Below are 16,920 nucleotides of genomic sequence, written 5' to 3' on the forward strand. Positions count from 1 at the left end.
TTCTATACCTATAACGATTCGCCTGATGCCCACGACGTTTCAAGAGATTCCCCGCAAGCGCCCGACCACGCCCCTGCTGGACCGCGCCAACACGCCGGACGGCCTGCGTCGCCTGGGTGAAGCCGAGCTGGAAACCCTGGCCGATGAGTTGCGCCTGGAACTGCTCTACACGGTCGGCCAGACCGGTGGGCACTTCGGCGCGGGCCTGGGCGTCATCGAGCTGACGATCGCGCTGCATTACGTGTTCGATACTCCGGACGACCGCCTGGTGTGGGACGTCGGGCATCAGGCCTATCCGCACAAGATCCTCACCGGCCGTCGCGAGCGCATGGGCACCCTGCGCCAGAAGGACGGCATCGCGGCCTTCCCACGTCGTTCCGAGAGCGAGTACGACACCTTTGGCGTCGGTCACTCCAGCACGTCCATCAGCGCCGCCCTGGGCATGGCGATTGCCGCCCGCCTGCAAAACAGCGAGCGCAAGGCCATTGCCGTGATCGGCGACGGCGCACTGACCGCGGGCATGGCCTTCGAGGCGTTGAACCACGCGCCGGAAGTCGACGCCAACATGCTGGTGATCCTCAACGACAACGACATGTCGATCTCGCGCAACGTTGGCGGGCTGTCCAACTACCTGGCGAAAATCCTCTCCAGCCGCACTTACGCGAGCATGCGCGAAGGCAGCAAGAAAGTGCTGTCACGCCTGCCCGGCGCCTGGGAAATCGCCCGCCGCACCGAAGAATACGCCAAGGGCATGCTGGTGCCCGGCACGCTGTTCGAAGAGCTGGGCTGGAACTACATCGGCCCCATCGACGGCCATGACCTGCCCACGTTGATCGCCACCCTGCGCAACATGCGCGATCTCAAGGGTCCGCAGTTCCTGCACGTGGTCACCAAGAAAGGCAAAGGCTTCGCCCCGGCGGAAGTCGACCCGATCGGCTACCACGCCATCACCAAGCTCGAGCCCCTGGACGCTCCGGCTGCCACGCCAAAAAAGGCCGGTGGACCGAAGTATTCCGGCGTGTTCGGCCAATGGCTGTGCGACATGGCCGCCGCTGACCCGCGCCTGGTAGGCATCACCCCGGCAATGAAGGAAGGCTCGGACCTGGTGGCCTTCAGCGAGCGCTACCCACAGCGCTATTTCGACGTGGCGATTGCCGAGCAGCACGCTGTGACCCTCGCGGCCGGCATGGCCTGCGAAGGCGCAAAACCGGTGGTGGCGATCTATTCGACGTTCCTGCAACGCGCCTATGACCAGTTGATCCATGACGTCGCGGTGCAGAACCTCGACGTGTTGTTCGCCATCGACCGCGCCGGTCTGGTCGGCGAAGACGGCCCGACCCACGCCGGCAGCTTTGACCTGTCGTTCCTGCGCTGCATCCCCGGCATGCTGGTGATGACCCCGAGCGATGAAAATGAGCTGCGCAAAATGCTCACCACCGGCCACCTGTTCAATGGTCCGGCGGCGGTGCGTTATCCCCGCGGCACAGGTCCGAACGCCCCCATCGAAGCCAACCTCGAGCCGATCGAAATCGGCAAGGGCGTGATCCGCCGCCAAGGCAAGCAGACCGCCCTGCTGGTGTTCGGCGTGCAACTGGCCGAGGCCCTGAAAGTCGCCGAGACCCTGGACGCCACCGTGGTGGACATGCGTTTCGTCAAACCCCTGGACGAAGCCCTGGTGCGCGAGATCGCCGGCAGCCACGAACTGCTGGTGACCATCGAGGAGAACGCCATCATGGGCGGCGCCGGTGCGGCGGTCAGCGAATTCCTGGCCCGGGAGAACATCCTCAAGTCGGTGCTGCACCTGGGCCTGCCGGACAGCTACGTCGAACACGCCAAGCCAGCACAGATGCTGGCTGAGTGTGGGTTGGATGAGGTCGGGATCGAAGCGTCGGTGCGCCAGCGGTTGCAGCTGCTGGGCCGCTGATCCAGACAACACCCAACCCTGTGGGAGCGAGCTTGCTCGCGATGGCAGCAGATCAGTCAGTAAATTATTGGCTGACACACCGCTATCGCGAGCAAGCGCGCCCCCACAGGGGGTTCTGTACGAACCAGAAATTTGCGGAACGCCCATGAAACTGCGCCTCACCCTCGCCCTTTCCCTACTCCCCGCCACCCACCTGCTCGCCGACACCTTCGAACGCGACCAAGCCCTGAAGCTGCCCGACATCGTGATCAGCGCCAACCGCCAGGTCGAGGCCCGCAACGACAGCAGCGCGGCCAATACCGTGTTCACCCGCGACGACATCGAGCGCCTGCAACCGGCCAGCGTCACCGACCTGCTCAGCCGCGTGCCGGGGGTGCAGGTGGCGCCGTTGGGCGGTCGCGGCAGCTTGCCGGGAATTTACATTCGCGGCACCAAATCGGCCCAGAGCCTGGTGCTGGTGGACGGCCAGCGTATTGGCAACGCCACCTCCGGCGACAGCAACCTGCAACGCCTGAACATCAACCAGATCGAACGAGTGGAAGTGCTGCGCGGTTCGCGTTCGGTGATCTACGGCGCCGACGCGGTGGGCGGGGTGATCCAGATTTTCACCCGTCGCGCTAGCCAACCAGGCCTGCAACCGCGCCTGCACCTGGGTTTCGGCAGCCACCAGACCTGGGAGCGCAGCCTGAGCCTGTCCGGTGGCGACGAGCAGACGCGCTTCAACCTCGGCGCCAGCCTGGACGAAAGCGCCGGGGCCAATCGAACCCAGGAGTCCTACGCCAGTGACCGGGACAACGATGCCAACCGCAACCAGTCCGTCAGCTTGAGCGCAAGTCATGCCATCAACGATGACCTGGAGGTTGGCCTGAACCTGCTGGATAACCGTGGCAAGAGCGAATACGACAACCCGTTCGGCCGCTTCGACCCGAGCACGTTCGAATCACTGCCCCAGCAGCCCTACAGCGACTTTGCGGTGAGCAGTTTCAGCACTTATGTAGACGGCCGGATCAACGACGCCTGGAAATCCCGTCTCGAACTGGGCCACAGCGAAAACCGCGAGAAGACCTTCGACAAGCTCAGCGATGTCCGCGAAGTGTTCAACACCTACCGCGACTCACTGACCTGGCAGAACGATGTGAAACTGGACGAGCGCAACAGCCTGATCGTCGGCGGCGATTGGTACCAGGATCGGGTCAACAGCAGCACACCGTTCGACGAAGACAGCCGCTGGAACCGCGCAGCGTTTATCCAGCACCGCTTCCAGGCCGAAACGTTCTCCACCGAACTGGGCCTGCGCCGCGACCAGAACCAGCAATTCGGCGGCCAGAACAGTTGGAGCGGCACCCTCACCCTGCCGGTGAACGCCGACAACGACCTGCTGCTGACCTACAGCGAAAGCTTTCGCGCCCCCACCTTCAACGACCTGTACTACCCGGACTTCAGCAACCCGGACCTGAAACCCGAAACCGCCAAAAGCTACGAACTGCAATGGCGCAGCCAATTGAGCGACAACGCCCGCCTGGAGACCTCGCTGTACCGCACGGACCTGGAAGACGCGATCATTTTTGGCAGCCACTCACGTCCGCAGAACGTCGCATCGGCGCGGATCAACGGTTTTGAGATGGCCCTCATGCAGGATATGTTCGGCTGGCAGAGCAACCTGGGCCTGGCCATCATCGACCCGCGTGACCGCGACAGCGGCCACACCCTGGCCCGCCGCGCGCGCCGGACCGTGAGCCTGGACCTGGACCGGCAATTCGACCGCCTTGGCCTGGGCGCCACCTGGCAAGCGGTGAGCGGCAGCTACGACGATGAAAACAACCGCAATGCCCTGGGCGGCTATGCCCTGCTCGGGTTGCGCGGCAGTTGGGCGCTGACCCGCGAGGTGAAGCTGGAAATGAAGGTGGATAACCTGCTGGACAAGGGGTACAGCCGGGCGCTGTATAGCCATGATGGTCAGCAGTATGGGTATCGGGAAGAGGGGCGGAGCTGGGTGTTTGGGGTGACTTGGACACCGGATATCTGATGCAGGATGTGTGATGTTTGAGCGGGCCTCTTCGCGGTCTACCTGTCCGGCGCAATCAACCCACACAACCCAGCCGTCGCCTCGATCATCTGCCCACTGGGCCGCTCCAGCCCCTTGTCACGCACTAACAACAACCGGCCCTGCGCCACTGCCGGCAACTGCGGCCAGGCTTTCCAGGCGTCGAGCTGGGCCTGCTCGGTGGCGAGGATGACCTGCGGATTGCGCTGCAACACTGACTCCACGCTCACCTGCGGCGCCGGCAGACTCAGGTCGGCAAAGACGTTCCGCGCCCCGCACACCGCCAGCGCATCGCTGATGATCTGCCCGCCACCGACGGTGTACAACGGCCGGTCCCAGACCTGATAGAACACCGGCAACGGCGTGTCACGCCGGTAACGCTGGCGCAGCTCTTCCAGACGCACGCGCAACTGCGCCGCTCGCTGCACGCCTCGCGCCGGGCGACCGAGTTGTGCGGCGATGTCTTCGATTTGGCTGATGAGTGGGTCGAGGCCATGGGGCTCGGCGACGTAGGTGGGGATGTTCAAGCCCTTGAGCTGTTCGCGCTGGGCCGGCCCAACACTGCCGGGCCAGAGCAGCAGCAGATCAGGCCGCAGGCTGAGCAAGCGCTCCATGTCCAGTTGCCCGTAACGGCCTACCGAGGGCAGCTCTTTGAGCCCCTGCGGACGATCACCGGCATCCAGCACGCCCACCAGCAGGTCGGCGGAGTCCAGCTCAACAACAATTTCCGTAAGCGACGGCGCCAGACTGACGACCCGCGGGGCCGCCGTCGTCGAGGCGCTGAGGGCCAGCAGCAGGACCGCCAGCCAGCGGTTCATCAGCCGAGCTGACGCGGGATGCGATACAGGTAGAACAACACCGTGGAGGATAAGGCCAGCAACATCAGCGGCACCGCCTCCAGGCCCACGAACACCCCCAGGGCGCCGATCCAGGCCGGCAGCCCGGCGACCAGGAACGCCACACGACGGCGGGCCGCCAGGGCGATCCAGGCCTGGGGCTCTTCCGGGGTGTCGAGGGCGTTCTGGGTGGCGATCAAGGCGTGTTTATAAGGCCCGAAGAATCGCAGGCTGACAAACATCGACGCCACGCCCGCGATAAACAGCGGCATCGCCAGCACCGGCAGAATCGCTTCACCCTGGCCAAACACCGCGTTGATCACGAACAGCGGCACCAAGGCCAGCGCCAGGTACTGCCACCAACTGACGGCCAGTCGCCGCCGAACCTGGCCACGCGTCACGCCCGGTCAACCTCGCCCTGGTGCTCGTTGCCCATCATGTGGTCGAGCTTGCTGGCCTTGGTCGCCAGATAGAGTTTGTTATGCGGATTATGGCCGGTGTGCAGCGGCACCCGCTCAGCAACCACGATACCCATGTCGGTCAGCGCCTTGACCTTGCGTGGGTTGTTGGTCATCAGCCGCAGGGACTTGATACCCAGGTGTTCGAGCATCGGCAAGCAAATGCTGTAGTCACGCAGGTCGGCGGCAAAGCCCAGGCGTTCGTTGGCTTCCACGGTATCGGCGCCGCCATCTTGCAGTTCGTAGGCGCGGATCTTGTTCAACAAGCCAATCCCACGCCCTTCCTGGCGCAGGTACAGCAACACACCACGGCCTTCGCGGGCGATGGCTTGCAGCGCGGCCTCAAGTTGCGAACCGCAATCGCAGCGTTGGCTGAACAGGGCGTCGCCCGTCAGGCATTCGGAGTGCAGGCGGCCGAGTACCGGGCTACCGTCGGCGAAATCACCCAGGCTCAGCACGACGTGCTCGCGACCGGTGGCTTCATCGAGAAAACCATGCATGGTGAATTGCGCAAAAGGCGTTGGCAGCTTGGAAGCGGCAACAAAAACGACAGGCACCGGTGTGCTCCTGATCTAGTACTGGAGTTTCGCAGAGGCGGGCATTGTAACAGCACGTCCCGACAGACGCTTAGGCTGAATTGTCGGCTATAACCATCGAAAAGTTTGATTACGGCTTCGGTGGCTTGCCATGCTCGTCGAAGGGATAGGGTTGCTTCCAGCGTTCGAAAATCGGTTTGAGCTGGCCAGTTTTCACCAGTACCTCCATGCGCCGGTCAAACAGATCAAGTAGCGCCTTTCCATTTGCAGTGTTGGCAAAGCCCAGGTACAGCGGCAAATTGATCAGCGGCGAGAGTTTGAACTGCTTGGGATTATCGGCCTTGGCCAGTAGCTCTTCGATTTCCATCGACGCATCGATGTAATAATCCGCACGCTCATGGATCAGCATCGGCAAGATACCCACCGAACGATGGACTTCATTGAAACGGCGAATGTTGGGCAGGTAGTTGTTGTATTCGTATCCGCGCATCCATACCAGGCGGTAATTGCCAATCGTCGCCAGCGTCGGCGTCGGTTTGGAGGTCAGTCCCAAGGCATAGATGTGATCGACGTCGTAGTGCCACTCGGGGTAAAGCACGCCTTCGGACTCATCCCGATAGGCACCGACCTGCACGTCGACTTCGCCGCGCTGCACCAATCCGATCGAACGGGTGTACGGCACGCTGCGGATCTCCAGCTTGACGCCTTCGGGTTCGAACACCTCACGCAAGATGTCCCAGCCCATGCCCTCGCCATTGGCCTGGGTGTAATCGGCCCACTCCTCACTGGCCGCGCGGACCTTGCCCGGCAGCTGCGCCGGGTCGGCCGCCCGTACGCCGAGACAGGCCCCTAGACACAGCAACAGCAGTAGTGCACGGCTTACGCCCATTCCTGGCTCCCTCAGGTGAAACACCACACTAATCCTTGCATTGCCAACCAGGCAAAGACCCCGGCCAATACATCGTCGAGCATGATCCCGACGCCTCCATGCACGTGCCGATCGATCCAGCGAATCGGCCACGGCTTGAGAATATCGAAGAAGCGGAACACCAGGAAACCCGCCAACAGCCAGTACCAGCCTTCCGGCACCAGCCACAGGGTGATCCACATGCCGACCATTTCGTCCCAGACGATACCTTCATGATCGTGCACCCGCAGGTCATCCGCCACTTTGCCGCACAGCCAGAAGCCGAACAGCATGGTGATGCCCAGCATCAGCCAATAGCCCCAATCCGGCAACATCTGCCACAACGGTATAAAGGGTAGCGCAACCAGCGAGCCCCATGTGCCCGGTGCTTTAGGCAAAGTACCCGAACCGAAGCCAAATGCCAGGAAATGCCAGGGATTACGCCAGACCGAGGGCGGAACGAATTCTGCCGGGACCTGGTTGGGATGATCTGTCACGGTGTCTCCCGAAAATGTTGATAGCCCCGGATTTGCGGGGTGATGTCGCGTCCTTCACTGTCGAGCAGCGTGACGCCTTGCCCGGTCATGACGGAGCCGATCACGTGGACAGGCCAGCCGTCGGCCTGCAACGTCGCCAGTCGAGCCGGTGGCACGGTGAATAACAACACATAATCGTCGCCACCACTCAGGGCGGCGTGTGCGGCACCCGACGGGCCGAGGAACGTTACTAGAGCGTTGGACAGCGGCAGTCGGTCCCGTTCAACGTGTAATGCCACGCCAGACGCCAGAGCGATATGCCCGCAATCGGCCAGTAGCCCATCGGAAATGTCCATCGCCGCACTGGCCTTGCCCCGCAATGCCAGGCCCAAGTCGATCTGCGGCTGGGGTGACCAGTAGTGGGCCAGCAGTGGCTCGGCGACCGCAGGTTCGGCGTCGCGCTGGCCGAGCACCAGCGGCAATGCGCCGGCGGCATTGCCCAGCTCGCCGCCAACACACAGCAAATCGCCAGGCTGCGCGCCGCCTCGGGTCAGGGCCTGGCCGGATGGCACACTTGCGAACACGGTCATGGTCAGGCTCAGTGGGCCACGGGTGGTATCCCCTCCCACCAGTGCTACACCGCAAGCCTGGGCCATCTGATTCAAACCACGGGCATAGGCTTGCAGCCAATCGGCGGTCACCGTCGGCAAGGTCAGGGCAAGGGTAAATGCAACAGGGGTGGCGCCCATGGCAGCCAGGTCACTGACCGCCACGGCCAGCGAGCGCTGGCCGAGCAGGAACGGGTCGCACGGGTCTGGAAAATGCACACCGGCCACGAGGGTGTCGGTGGACACCGCCAGCTGTTCCCCGGGAGGAACGGCCAGCAAGGCGCAGTCGTCGCCGATCCCCAGCACAACGCCCTCGCCGCCTTGGGCGCAAGGCGCGGCGGCGAAGTAATTACGGATCAGCTCAAACTCACCCATGGGATTTCAAGCGCAATCAGCGCTTGAACGCCTTCACTTCAGCTTCACGCAGACGCGGGGCCAGCTTGTCGAGCACGCCGTTGACGAACTTGTGGCCATCGGTGGAACCGAAGACTTTCGCCAGCTCGATCCCTTCGTTGATCACCACGCGGTACGGCACGTCGGCGCGCTGCATCAGTTCCCAGGTAGACAGGCGCAACACCGCCAGTTCAACCGGGTCCAGCTCTTCGATGGTCAGGTCCAGGCAAGGGGCCAGGGCGATGTCGATCTCGGTCTTGTGGGCCGGCACGCCGTGGAGGATCTCGCGGAAATACGCGCCATCGACATCGCTGAAATCGTTGTCGACCCGAAACTGCGCTTCGATCTCGTTCAGCGATTGCTTGGCCATGTGCCATTGATACAGCGCTTGGGTCGCGAGCTGGCGGGCTTCGCGACGCTTGACGCTTTTCGAAGGCTTGCCGGCATCGGCAGGCTTGGGATCGCGCGGGTTGAAACGATCGCTTTCGTCGCTAATCACTTGGCCTCCAACTGCGCCAGCAGGCTGACCATTTCCAGGGCGGACAGGGCAGCTTCGGCGCCTTTGTTACCGGCCTTGGTGCCGGAACGTTCGATGGCTTGCTCGATGGAGTCAACGGTCAGCACGCCGAAGGCGACCGGAACGCCGAACTCCATGGACACCTGGGCCAGGCCCTTGGTGCATTCGCCGGCCACGTATTCGAAGTGCGGAGTACCGCCACGAATGACCGCGCCCAGGGCGATGATCGCCGCATATTCGCCCTTTTGAGCGACTTTCTGCGCAACCAGTGGAATTTCGAAGGCGCCAGGCGCACGGATGATGGTGATGTCGCTTTCGCTCACGCCATGGCGAACCAGGGCATCGACCGCACCGCCGACCAGGCTCTCAACCACGAAGCTGTTGAAACGGCCCACTACCAGAGCGTAGCGGCCTTGAGGGGCGATGAAGGTACCTTCGATGGTCTTCAGGGTCATTCGTCAGATCTCTTAAAGAGCCAGAGCGCGTTCAATACGCGCTCCTTAGTGATATTAGCCACGAATACAGGGCCGGAAAATCCCGGGTGATTATTCGGAGGGCACGTATTCTACAACTTCCAGATCGAAACCGGATATCGCATTAAATTTCATCGGCGCGCTCATCAGGCGCATTTTACGCACGCCCAGGTCGCGAAGGATCTGCGAACCGGCACCGACGATGCTGTAGGTGGTCGGTTTTTTCACCACGGCCTGATCGCCGGTTTCGCGGATGTGCGCCAGCAGCACGTCGCCGTCGAGCGGGTGACCGAGCAGCAGCACCACGCCGCTGCCAGCCGCGGCCACCGCGGCCATGGCGGCCCGCAGGCTCCAGCGGCCGGGCTGCTTGACCATCAACAGGTCGCGCAGCGGGTCCATGTTGTGTACGCGCACCAGGGTCGGTTCCTCGGCGCACACGGTGCCCAGGGTCAGCGCCATGTGCACGTCGCCTTCCACCGAGTCGCGGTAGGTCACCAGGTTGAACTGGCCCAATTCGCTGTCCAGCGGCTGCTCGGCAATCCGCTGAACGGTACGTTCGTGGATCATCCGGTAGTGAATCAGGTCAGCGATGGTGCCGATCTTGATGTTGTGTTCGGCGGCGAACGTTTCCAGTTCCGCGCGACGGGACATGGTGCCGTCGTCGTTCATCACCTCGCAGATCACCCCACTGGGTTCGAAACCGGCCATGCGCGCCAGGTCGCACGCCGCTTCGGTGTGGCCGGCACGGGCCAGGGTGCCACCGGCCTGGGCCATCAACGGGAAGATGTGGCCGGGGCTGACAATGTCTTCGGCCTTGGCGTCTTTCGCCGCGGCGGCTTGCACGGTGCGCGCACGGTCAGCGGCGGAGATACCGGTGGTCACGCCCTCGGCAGCCTCGATGGACACGGTGAACTTGGTGCCGAAACCGGAGCCGTTGCGCGGCGCCATCAGCGGCAGCTTCAGCAGCTCGCAGCGCTCGCGGGTCATCGGCATGCAGATCAGGCCACGGGCGTGCTTGGCCATGAAGTTGATGTGTTCGGCCTTGCAGCACTCGGCGGCCATGATCAGGTCGCCTTCGTTCTCGCGGTCTTCGTCATCCATAAGGATGACCATCTTGCCTTGGCGGATGTCTTCAACCAGTTCTTCGATGCTATTGAGCGCCACGCGGCACCCCCTTGGGTCAGGATTTGAGGTAGCCGTTGGCGGCCAGAAAGCTTTCAGTGATGTTACCCGGCTTTTGTGGGGAGCCAGGCTCTGCGGCCTTGTCTCCCATAAGCAGGCGCTCCAGGTAACGGGCCAGCAAGTCGACTTCAAGGTTGACCCGGCGACCCGGCCGATACGAGGCCATGATGGTTTCGCTCAGGGTGTGCGGGATGATGGTCAGCAGGAATTCGGCGCCATCCACCGCATTGACCGTCAGGCTGGTGCCGTCGACGGTGATCGAGCCTTTATGGGCGATGTACTTGGCCAGTTCCTTCGGCGCACGGATGCGAAACTCCACGGCCCGGGCGTTATCGCTGCGCGAGACCACTTCGCCGACGCCGTCGACATGGCCGCTGACCAGGTGTCCGCCCAGGCGAGTGGTGGGGGTCAGGGCTTTTTCCAGGTTGACCGGGCTGCCGCTCTTGAGATCGTTCATGGCGGTGCAGTCGAGGGTTTCGCGGCTGACGTCGGCCAGGAAACCGTTGCCCGGCAGCTCCACCGCGGTCAGGCACACGCCGTTGACCGCAATGCTGTCGCCCAGTTTGACGTCGCTCAGGTCGAGCTTGCCGGTTTCGACATAAACCCGCACATCGCCGCCCTTGGGGGTGAGTGCGCGGATGCTGCCGATGGATTCGATGATGCCGGTAAACATGGAGTCCTCCTCGAGAACAGGCCGCCGCTTAGCGAAAGCCGGGAATTATACGCTCGCCGGCGAAACGGGGACGGCGATGACTCGCCAGTCATCGCCCACGGCGCGGATTTCGGTAATTTTCAGCGCTGGGGCATCTTTCATCTGCGCCAGCGGCCAATCCAGCAACGGTCGCGCCGTAGAACCGAGGAACTTGCCGGCGATGAAAATCTGGAATTCGTCCACCAGACCTTGCCGGGCAAATGCCCCCGCCAGGCGCGGACCGGCCTCCACCAACACCTCGTTGACGCCACGGCCCGCCAGCTCCACCAGCAGGCGACGCAGATCGACCTGGCCGTCATCGCCCGCCACAATCATGCATTCAGGGCCGTTGGCGTACTGTTCTTCCACCGCCATGCAGGTAGCGACCAACGCCGGGCCGGCCTTGAAGAACGCTGCATCCAGCGGCACCCGCAGGCGCCCGTCCACCAGCACCCGCAACGGCGGACGGCTCATGACCAGCGCGGTCTGCTCCGGGTCCAGCCCGAGTTCATCGGCGCGCACGGTCAGTCGGGCGTTGTCCGCCAGCACCGTATCGGCGCCGGTCAGCACCACGCTGGCCTGGGCCCGCAGGCGTTGCACCGCCGAGCGTGCGGCCGGGCCGGTGATCCATTGGCTTTCGCCACTTTCCATGGCGGTGCGACCATCCAGGCTCATGGCGAGCTTGACCCGCACGAACGGCAGGCCGTGTTCCATGCGTTTGAGGAAACCCTGGTTGAGCTGGCGCGCCTCGCCTTCCAGCACGCCGCTTTCAGTGGCGATGCCAGCCTGGGCCAGCCGTTGCAGACCACGACCGGCGACTTCCGGGTTCGGGTCCTGCATTGCCGCCACCACCCGCGCCACGCCGGCGTTGACCAGCGCGTCGGCACACGGCGGCGTGCGCCCGTGATGGCTGCAGGGCTCGAGGGTCACGTAGGCCGTGGCGCCCCGGGCCTGTTCACCGGCGGCGCGCAGGGCATGGACTTCGGCATGGGGTTCGCCGGCGCGGATGTGCCAGCCTTCGCCGACAATCTGTCCGTCACGCACGATCACGCAACCGACCCGGGGATTGGGGTGGGTGGTGTAGTGACCGCGCCGCGCCAACTCCAGGGCACGGGCCATGTAGTGGGCGTCGAGGACGGCCTGCTGCGCCGAAACGGTCATTCTTTCACCGGTTCGCGGGCCAGGCGGTCGATTTCTTCGCGGAACTCGTTCAAGTCCTGGAAGCGCCGGTACACCGAGGCGAAACGGATGTAGGCGACTTCATCGAGCTTCTGCAGCTCGGCCATCACCAGCTCACCGACCACCAGGGATTTGACCTCACGCTCGCCGGTCGCCCGCAGCTTGTGCTTGATGTGCACCAGCGCCGCTTCCAGGCGCTCGACACTCACCGGGCGTTTTTCCAGGGCGCGCTGCATGCCGGCGCGCAGTTTGTCTTCGTCGAACGGCTGGCGGCTGCCGTCGGTTTTGATCAGGCGCGGCAACACCAGTTCAGCGGTCTCGAACGTGGTGAAACGCTCGCCGCAGGCCAGGCATTCGCGGCGGCGGCGGACCTGTTCGCCCTCGGCGACCAGTCGCGAGTCGATGACCTTGGTGTCGTTGGCACCGCAGAAGGGACAGTGCATGGTGGCAGGCAACAAAAAAAGGGAGGGCCATGGTAGCGCATCCCACTGGCAAGACAAGCCATAGGGTTTACGGTATACAGACGGGCATACCGTCAGATCCATGGAATTCACCTTGCTGGAGCCACACATGCCGTTACGATCACTCGTTTTGCTCAGTCTTTTCAGCCTGCTGATGGCGTGCAGCAGTGACGCTCCCAAGCCCGCCGCCCCCGCACCGGCCCCGGCGCCGAAACAGGCCCAGGAAAAAGCCCGCCAGGCCGCCGAACTGGGGCCACTGCCGGCGTACCAGCGGGAATTGAGCGGCACCTTGCAAGGCGTACCGGTTGGGGCCGAGGTCGAATTGGCGCTGCTGGTGATCGATGACAAGGACCGCCCGCAGCAACTGCTCGCCAGTTCCAGCCTGATCGGCACCAACCAGGTCCTGCCCTTCCGCCTGCGTTTCAACCCCGATGCCTTCCCGGTCGGCGCCCGGGTAGAGCTGCGCGGTCGTGCCAGCCAGTCCGGCCAGTTGATCCTGCACCTGCCGGAACAACGTATCAGCCAACCGACCACCCAGGCGTTGGGCGCCCTGCAATTCGTCAAAGCGCCATGAATGCACCGCAAGACCTGCAACACGCGTTGGCCGAGTTGCTGGGCGACGCGCGCCTGGCGGCCTGTCCGCTGCCCGACACTGAGCTGAAACTGTGGTTGATCGACGGCGACAACATGGACCGCGCCTTCAGCCCGGAAGAAACCCGGCGCATCCTCCACGAACCGCCTTACTGGAGCTTTTGCTGGGCCAGCGGCCTGGCGATGGCTCGCTATCTGGCCGAACGGCCGCAGTGGGTCGAGGGTAAGCGGGTGCTGGATTTCGGTGCCGGCTCTGGTGTCGCTGGCATCGCGGCGGTCAAGGCCGGCGCGCTGGAAGTGGTGGCTTGCGACCTCGATCCGCTGGCGATTGCCGCATGCCGGGCCAATGCCTTGCTCAATGACGTGGCGTTGAGCTATTCGACGGATTTTTTCGCCGAGGCCGATCGCTTCGACCTGATCCTGGTCGCCGATGTGCTCTACGACCGCGCCAACCTGCCGCTGCTCGACCACTTCCTCAGCCGCGGCCGCGAAGCCCTGGTGGCCGATTCCCGAGTGCGGGATTTCCAGCATCCGCTGTACCGGCGCATCGAAATGCTGGAAGCCATGACGTTGCCGGACTTGGCTGAGCCTGAAGAGTTTCGGCATGTGAGTCTGTACCACGCGCGGCGCGACTAGATAAAAGCTTCGCGAGCAAGCCCGCTCCCACAGTCGATCTCCAGTGGATACAAAATGCATGTTCACCGCAGACCCCATGTGGGAGCGGGCTTGCTCGCGAAGGCGTCCCATCAGACACCACAAGACGAAAGCCCCCCCGCTTTCAGCCACCCCCACCAAGCCGTATAGTTGCCCCATTCAAGCGCTCTACGAGATCCCCCATGACCCAGGACACGCCCTACATTTTCGACGCCACCACCGCCGATTTCGACCAATCGGTGATCGCCAACTCTTTCCACAAACCGGTGCTGGTGGATTTCTGGGCCGAGTGGTGCGCGCCATGCAAGGCGCTGATGCCGATGCTGCAAACCATTGCCGAGAGTTATCAGGGCGAACTGCTGCTGGCCAAGGTCAACTGCGACATTGAGCAGGACATCGTCGCCCGCTTCGGCATCCGCAGCCTGCCCACCGTGGTGCTGTTCAAGGACGGCCAGCCGGTTGACGGTTTCGCCGGGGCCCAGCCGGAATCGGCGGTGCGCACGATGCTCGAGCCCCATGTGCAAATGCCGCCACCGGCCGCGGCCGACCCGTTCGAACAGGCCCAGGCGCTGTTCGATGACGGTCGTTTCGCCGACGCCGAAGCCGTGCTCACGGTGTTGCTGGGCGAAGACAATACCAACGCCAAGGCCCTGATCCTGTACGCCCGCTGCCTGACCGAACGCGGCGAACTGGGCGAAGCGCAAACCGTGCTCGACGCGGTGAAAAGCGACGAGCACAAGGCCGCGCTCGCTGGAGCCAAGGCGCAGATCCAGTTCCTCGGTCTGGCCAAAAACCTGCCGGATGCCGCCGATCTCAAGGCCCGCCTGGCGAAAGACCCGCAGGACGATGAAGCGGTGTATCAACTGGCGATCCAGCAACTGGCCCGCCAGCAGTACGAAGCGGCCCTCGACGCACTGCTCAAGCTGTTCGTGCGTAACCGCAGCTACAGCGAAGGCCTGCCCCACAAGACCTTGCTGCAGGTGTTCGAACTGCTGGGCAACGATCATCCGCTGGTGACGACCTATCGCCGCAAGCTGTTCGCGGCGCTGTATTAAGCCTCGGGCCCGACCCAGCTATAGAGCGGCGTATCGCCGCCGCTCAACACCTTGACCTCGGCGCTATGGCGCAAGCGCACCAACAACCGCTTGCCCGCCGAGGCGCTGCCGGTGAGGCCTTCGAGCTGCTCCAGCAAATCCGGGCCGCTCAACTGCCCGGCCTTGCGCAGCAGTTCCTTGGCGATCTGCCACGGGGCATCGTCCTGATTCGCCGGTTTGGCCACCGGTGCCGCCACGCCCTCGGACTTGGCCACTTGTAACTGCGCGCCGAGCTGCGCCCAGTCGCCTTCATCCATTTCGATCGACAAGTCCACCGGCCAATCGCCGACGGTTCCGCGTATCCGCAACATTACTGTGCTCCTGAAGATTTCATGTCCCCATGCTCCCATGGGCCTTGCGCGACGCCAAGCAGACGGTCAAACTCTGCGCACTTTCGTTATAAGATTACATAACACAACTCGTACTTTCTGGAGACTCGTCATGCGTCGTCTGCTTCTTGCCCTGCCGTTCGCCCTGCTGCCATTGGCTGTCGCTCATGCGGCGGTCGAACACGATCATGACCACGAGCACGGCAGCCTCGGCGCCCACGAACACGGGGTTGGCCGATTGAACGCTGCGTTGGACGGCCAGACCCTGGAGCTGGAACTGGAAAGCCCGGCGATGAACCTGGTGGGCTTCGAACACGCCGCCACCAGCGATGCCGACAAAGCCAAGGTCGCCGCCGTACGGGCACAGTTGGACAAGCCGCTGGCACTGTTCAACTTGCCGGCCGCGGCCCAATGCACCGTGGCCCAGCAGGAACTGGAAAGCCCGTTGTTCGGCGACGAACCGGACCACGAAGACCATGATGAAGATGCCGACGGTGACGAACACCACGAGCACAGTGAGATCCACGCCCACTACCAGTTCACTTGCGCCGCCCCAGGTGCGCTGAAGAACCTGGACCTGGCAACACTGTTCAAAACCTTCCCGGCCACCCAGAAAATTCAGGTACAACTGATCAGCCCGAGCGGCCAGCAGGGCGTGGAAGTGACGGCCAAGGTGCCTACCCTGAAGTTCTGACTCACCGCAAAACCCATGTAGAGGCGAGCCTGGTGGGAGCAAAGCTTGCTCGCGATAGCGGTCCGACTGTCGACATCCAAGCTGAATGTTACGGCCTCATCGCCAGCAAGCTGTGCTCCCACAGATATCCCACAGGTGCTCCATTACCTTGAAGCGGCAAACATGACCCAAGCACTCATCGAACTCTCCGACCTGGGCTTCAGCTGGCCCGGGCATCCGCCGTTGCTGGATATCCCGGCGTTTCGCCTGGAAGCCGGCGAGACGTTGTTCCTCAAAGGTCCGAGCGGCAGTGGCAAAACCACGCTGCTGGGGCTGCTGGGCGGTGTGCAGACGCCGGACCGGGGCAGCATTCGCCTGCTCGGCCAGGAACTCACCGAACTGGGCGCCGGCAGCCGCGACCGCTTTCGCGTGGACCACACTGGCTACATCTTCCAGCAATTCAACCTGCTGCCGTTTCTCTCGGTGCGCGAAAACGTCGAACTGCCCTGCCACTTTTCCAAGCTGCGTGCGCAACGGGCCATCCAGCGCCACGGCAGCGTCGACCAAGCTGCCGCCACGCTGCTGGCTCATCTGGGGCTGACCGATCCAAACCTGCTGGAACGCCGCGCCGACTCGTTGTCCATCGGCCAGCAGCAACGGGTCGCCGCCGCCCGGGCGTTGATCGGTCAACCGGAACTGGTGATCGCCGACGAACCAACCTCGGCCCTGGACTACGACGCGCGGGAAAACTTCCTGCGGCTGTTGTTCGCTGAATGCCGCGAGGCCGGGTCGAGCCTGTTGTTTGTCAGCCATGACCAGAGCCTGGCGCCGCTGTTTGACCGTAACCTCTCGCTGGCCGATCTCAATCGCGCCGCCACGCCACTCGAGGTCTGA

Annotated in this window: 20 protein-coding genes; 7 read left to right on the top strand and 13 right to left on the bottom strand. The window is 63.5% G+C overall.

Translation table 11 applies throughout. The annotated features are described in order from the left end of the window. Positions 1-25 precede the first annotated feature (25 nt). On the top strand, positions 26-1,924 hold the full coding sequence (gene dxs, locus ACWNZ1_RS21105; RefSeq protein ID WP_256453822.1) for a 1-deoxy-D-xylulose-5-phosphate synthase: 1,899 nt from the start codon (positions 26-28) through the stop codon (positions 1,922-1,924). 145 nt (positions 1,925-2,069) lie between these two features. Beyond that, positions 2,070-3,950: a TonB-dependent receptor domain-containing protein gene (locus ACWNZ1_RS21110; RefSeq protein ID WP_265072456.1), complete on the top strand. Its 1,881-nt coding sequence runs from the start codon at positions 2,070-2,072 to the stop codon at positions 3,948-3,950. Positions 3,951-3,988: 38 nt separating this feature from the next. Here ACWNZ1_RS21110 and ACWNZ1_RS21115 read toward each other — a convergent pair whose 3' ends face one another. The 12 genes from ACWNZ1_RS21115 to nrdR all read right to left on the bottom strand — a co-directional run bounded on the left by ACWNZ1_RS21115 (position 3,989) and on the right by nrdR (position 12,667). Next, positions 3,989-4,786, bottom strand: a complete 798-nt coding sequence (locus ACWNZ1_RS21115) for a cobalamin-binding protein (protein WP_135847393.1) — start codon at positions 4,784-4,786, stop codon at positions 3,989-3,991. Further along, a complete protein-coding gene (locus ACWNZ1_RS21120; protein WP_135847394.1) occupies positions 4,786-5,205 on the bottom strand; it encodes an MFS transporter in 420 nt (139 codons plus the stop codon). The genes ACWNZ1_RS21115 and ACWNZ1_RS21120 overlap by 1 nt, the downstream gene beginning before the upstream one ends. Continuing rightward, positions 5,202-5,819 carry a GTP cyclohydrolase II gene (ribA, locus tag ACWNZ1_RS21125; protein WP_135847395.1) on the bottom strand — a complete coding sequence of 206 codons (618 nt, stop codon included), beginning with the start codon at positions 5,817-5,819 and terminating at the stop codon, positions 5,202-5,204. Before ribA ends, ACWNZ1_RS21120 begins: the two co-directional genes overlap by 4 nt. Positions 5,820-5,928: 109 nt before the next feature. Then, positions 5,929-6,687, bottom strand: a complete 759-nt coding sequence (locus tag ACWNZ1_RS21130) for a substrate-binding periplasmic protein (protein ID WP_135847396.1) — start codon at positions 6,685-6,687, stop codon at positions 5,929-5,931. A gap of 11 nt (positions 6,688-6,698) precedes the next feature. Then, positions 6,699-7,202, bottom strand: coding sequence for a phosphatidylglycerophosphatase A family protein (locus ACWNZ1_RS21135; RefSeq protein WP_003206020.1), 504 nt, complete (start codon positions 7,200-7,202; stop codon positions 6,699-6,701). Then, positions 7,199-8,164: a thiamine-phosphate kinase gene (gene thiL / locus ACWNZ1_RS21140; RefSeq protein WP_256453824.1), complete on the bottom strand. Its 966-nt coding sequence runs from the start codon at positions 8,162-8,164 to the stop codon at positions 7,199-7,201. Before thiL ends, ACWNZ1_RS21135 begins: the two co-directional genes overlap by 4 nt. Positions 8,165-8,180: 16 nt before the next feature. After that, a complete protein-coding gene (gene nusB, locus ACWNZ1_RS21145) occupies positions 8,181-8,681 on the bottom strand; it encodes a transcription antitermination factor NusB (protein WP_135847398.1) in 501 nt (166 codons plus the stop codon). Continuing rightward, positions 8,678-9,154 (bottom strand): 6,7-dimethyl-8-ribityllumazine synthase, encoded by a 477-nt coding sequence (ribH, locus tag ACWNZ1_RS21150; RefSeq protein WP_047229743.1) that lies wholly within the window; start codon positions 9,152-9,154, stop codon positions 8,678-8,680. The genes nusB and ribH overlap by 4 nt, the downstream gene beginning before the upstream one ends. Positions 9,155-9,244: 90 nt before the next feature. Continuing rightward, a complete protein-coding gene (gene ribBA, locus ACWNZ1_RS21155) occupies positions 9,245-10,336 on the bottom strand; it encodes a bifunctional 3,4-dihydroxy-2-butanone-4-phosphate synthase/GTP cyclohydrolase II (protein WP_265072457.1) in 1,092 nt (363 codons plus the stop codon). Between the two features lie 16 nt (positions 10,337-10,352). Beyond that, positions 10,353-11,027: a riboflavin synthase gene (locus tag ACWNZ1_RS21160; protein ID WP_135847400.1), complete on the bottom strand. Its 675-nt coding sequence runs from the start codon at positions 11,025-11,027 to the stop codon at positions 10,353-10,355. A 45-nt stretch (positions 11,028-11,072) separates the two neighbouring features. Further along, positions 11,073-12,206, bottom strand: a complete 1,134-nt coding sequence (ribD, locus tag ACWNZ1_RS21165) for a bifunctional diaminohydroxyphosphoribosylaminopyrimidine deaminase/5-amino-6-(5-phosphoribosylamino)uracil reductase RibD (RefSeq protein WP_135847401.1) — start codon at positions 12,204-12,206, stop codon at positions 11,073-11,075. After that, a complete protein-coding gene (gene nrdR, locus ACWNZ1_RS21170) occupies positions 12,203-12,667 on the bottom strand; it encodes a transcriptional regulator NrdR (RefSeq protein ID WP_024778359.1) in 465 nt (154 codons plus the stop codon). Before nrdR ends, ribD begins: the two co-directional genes overlap by 4 nt. Positions 12,668-12,794: 127 nt before the next feature. On the opposite strand from nrdR, the gene ACWNZ1_RS21175 reads away from it, so the two are divergent. The 3 genes from ACWNZ1_RS21175 (at position 12,795) to trxA (ending at position 14,985) form a co-directional block, all read left to right on the top strand. Beyond that, the gene (locus ACWNZ1_RS21175; RefSeq protein ID WP_256453826.1) at positions 12,795-13,259 is read left to right on the top strand and encodes a YbaY family lipoprotein; all 465 of its coding nucleotides are present in this window, start codon (positions 12,795-12,797) and stop codon (positions 13,257-13,259) included. Beyond that, the gene (locus tag ACWNZ1_RS21180; protein WP_265072458.1) at positions 13,256-13,912 is read left to right on the top strand and encodes a class I SAM-dependent methyltransferase; all 657 of its coding nucleotides are present in this window, start codon (positions 13,256-13,258) and stop codon (positions 13,910-13,912) included. Before ACWNZ1_RS21175 ends, ACWNZ1_RS21180 begins: the two co-directional genes overlap by 4 nt. A 200-nt stretch (positions 13,913-14,112) precedes the next feature. Further along, positions 14,113-14,985, top strand: a complete 873-nt coding sequence (gene trxA / locus ACWNZ1_RS21185) for a thioredoxin (RefSeq protein ID WP_135847405.1) — start codon at positions 14,113-14,115, stop codon at positions 14,983-14,985. On the opposite strand, the gene ACWNZ1_RS21190 is transcribed toward trxA, so the two are convergent. Continuing rightward, on the bottom strand, positions 14,982-15,335 hold the full coding sequence (locus ACWNZ1_RS21190; protein ID WP_135847406.1) for a hypothetical protein: 354 nt from the start codon (positions 15,333-15,335) through the stop codon (positions 14,982-14,984). The two genes, trxA and ACWNZ1_RS21190, sit on opposite strands and share 4 nt — an antisense overlap. 130 nt (positions 15,336-15,465) lie before the next feature. Between ACWNZ1_RS21190 and ACWNZ1_RS21195 the strand changes: the two genes are divergently transcribed. Continuing rightward, a complete protein-coding gene (locus ACWNZ1_RS21195; RefSeq protein ID WP_135847407.1) occupies positions 15,466-16,047 on the top strand; it encodes a DUF2796 domain-containing protein in 582 nt (193 codons plus the stop codon). Between the two features lie 162 nt (positions 16,048-16,209). Next, positions 16,210-16,920 carry an ABC transporter ATP-binding protein gene (locus ACWNZ1_RS21200; protein WP_053187667.1) on the top strand — a complete coding sequence of 237 codons (711 nt, stop codon included), beginning with the start codon at positions 16,210-16,212 and terminating at the stop codon, positions 16,918-16,920.

The organism is Pseudomonas sp. CFBP 5748 (assembly GCF_053850495.1).

Excerpts from the sequence above, each read along its gene's own strand:
- dxs (WP_256453822.1), top strand. The coding sequence starts at position 26 with ATGCCCACGACGTTTCAAGAGATTCCCCGCAAGCGCCCGACCACGCCC.
- ACWNZ1_RS21110 (WP_265072456.1), top strand. The coding sequence starts at position 2,070 with ATGAAACTGCGCCTCACCCTCGCCCTTTCCCTACTCCCCGCCACCCAC.
- ACWNZ1_RS21115 (WP_135847393.1), bottom strand. The coding sequence starts at position 4,786 with ATGAACCGCTGGCTGGCGGTCCTGCTGCTGGCCCTCAGCGCCTCGACG.
- ACWNZ1_RS21130 (WP_135847396.1), bottom strand. The coding sequence starts at position 6,687 with ATGGGCGTAAGCCGTGCACTACTGCTGTTGCTGTGTCTAGGGGCCTGT.
- thiL (WP_256453824.1), bottom strand. The coding sequence starts at position 8,164 with ATGGGTGAGTTTGAGCTGATCCGTAATTACTTCGCCGCCGCGCCTTGC.
- ribH (WP_047229743.1), bottom strand. The coding sequence starts at position 9,154 with ATGACCCTGAAGACCATCGAAGGTACCTTCATCGCCCCTCAAGGCCGC.
- ACWNZ1_RS21160 (WP_135847400.1), bottom strand. The coding sequence starts at position 11,027 with ATGTTTACCGGCATCATCGAATCCATCGGCAGCATCCGCGCACTCACC.
- ribD (WP_135847401.1), bottom strand. The coding sequence starts at position 12,206 with ATGACCGTTTCGGCGCAGCAGGCCGTCCTCGACGCCCACTACATGGCC.
- nrdR (WP_024778359.1), bottom strand. The coding sequence starts at position 12,667 with ATGCACTGTCCCTTCTGCGGTGCCAACGACACCAAGGTCATCGACTCG.
- ACWNZ1_RS21175 (WP_256453826.1), top strand. The coding sequence starts at position 12,795 with ATGCCGTTACGATCACTCGTTTTGCTCAGTCTTTTCAGCCTGCTGATG.
- ACWNZ1_RS21180 (WP_265072458.1), top strand. The coding sequence starts at position 13,256 with ATGAATGCACCGCAAGACCTGCAACACGCGTTGGCCGAGTTGCTGGGC.
- trxA (WP_135847405.1), top strand. The coding sequence starts at position 14,113 with ATGACCCAGGACACGCCCTACATTTTCGACGCCACCACCGCCGATTTC.
- ACWNZ1_RS21190 (WP_135847406.1), bottom strand. The coding sequence starts at position 15,335 with ATGTTGCGGATACGCGGAACCGTCGGCGATTGGCCGGTGGACTTGTCG.
- ACWNZ1_RS21195 (WP_135847407.1), top strand. The coding sequence starts at position 15,466 with ATGCGTCGTCTGCTTCTTGCCCTGCCGTTCGCCCTGCTGCCATTGGCT.
- ACWNZ1_RS21200 (WP_053187667.1), top strand. The coding sequence starts at position 16,210 with ATGACCCAAGCACTCATCGAACTCTCCGACCTGGGCTTCAGCTGGCCC.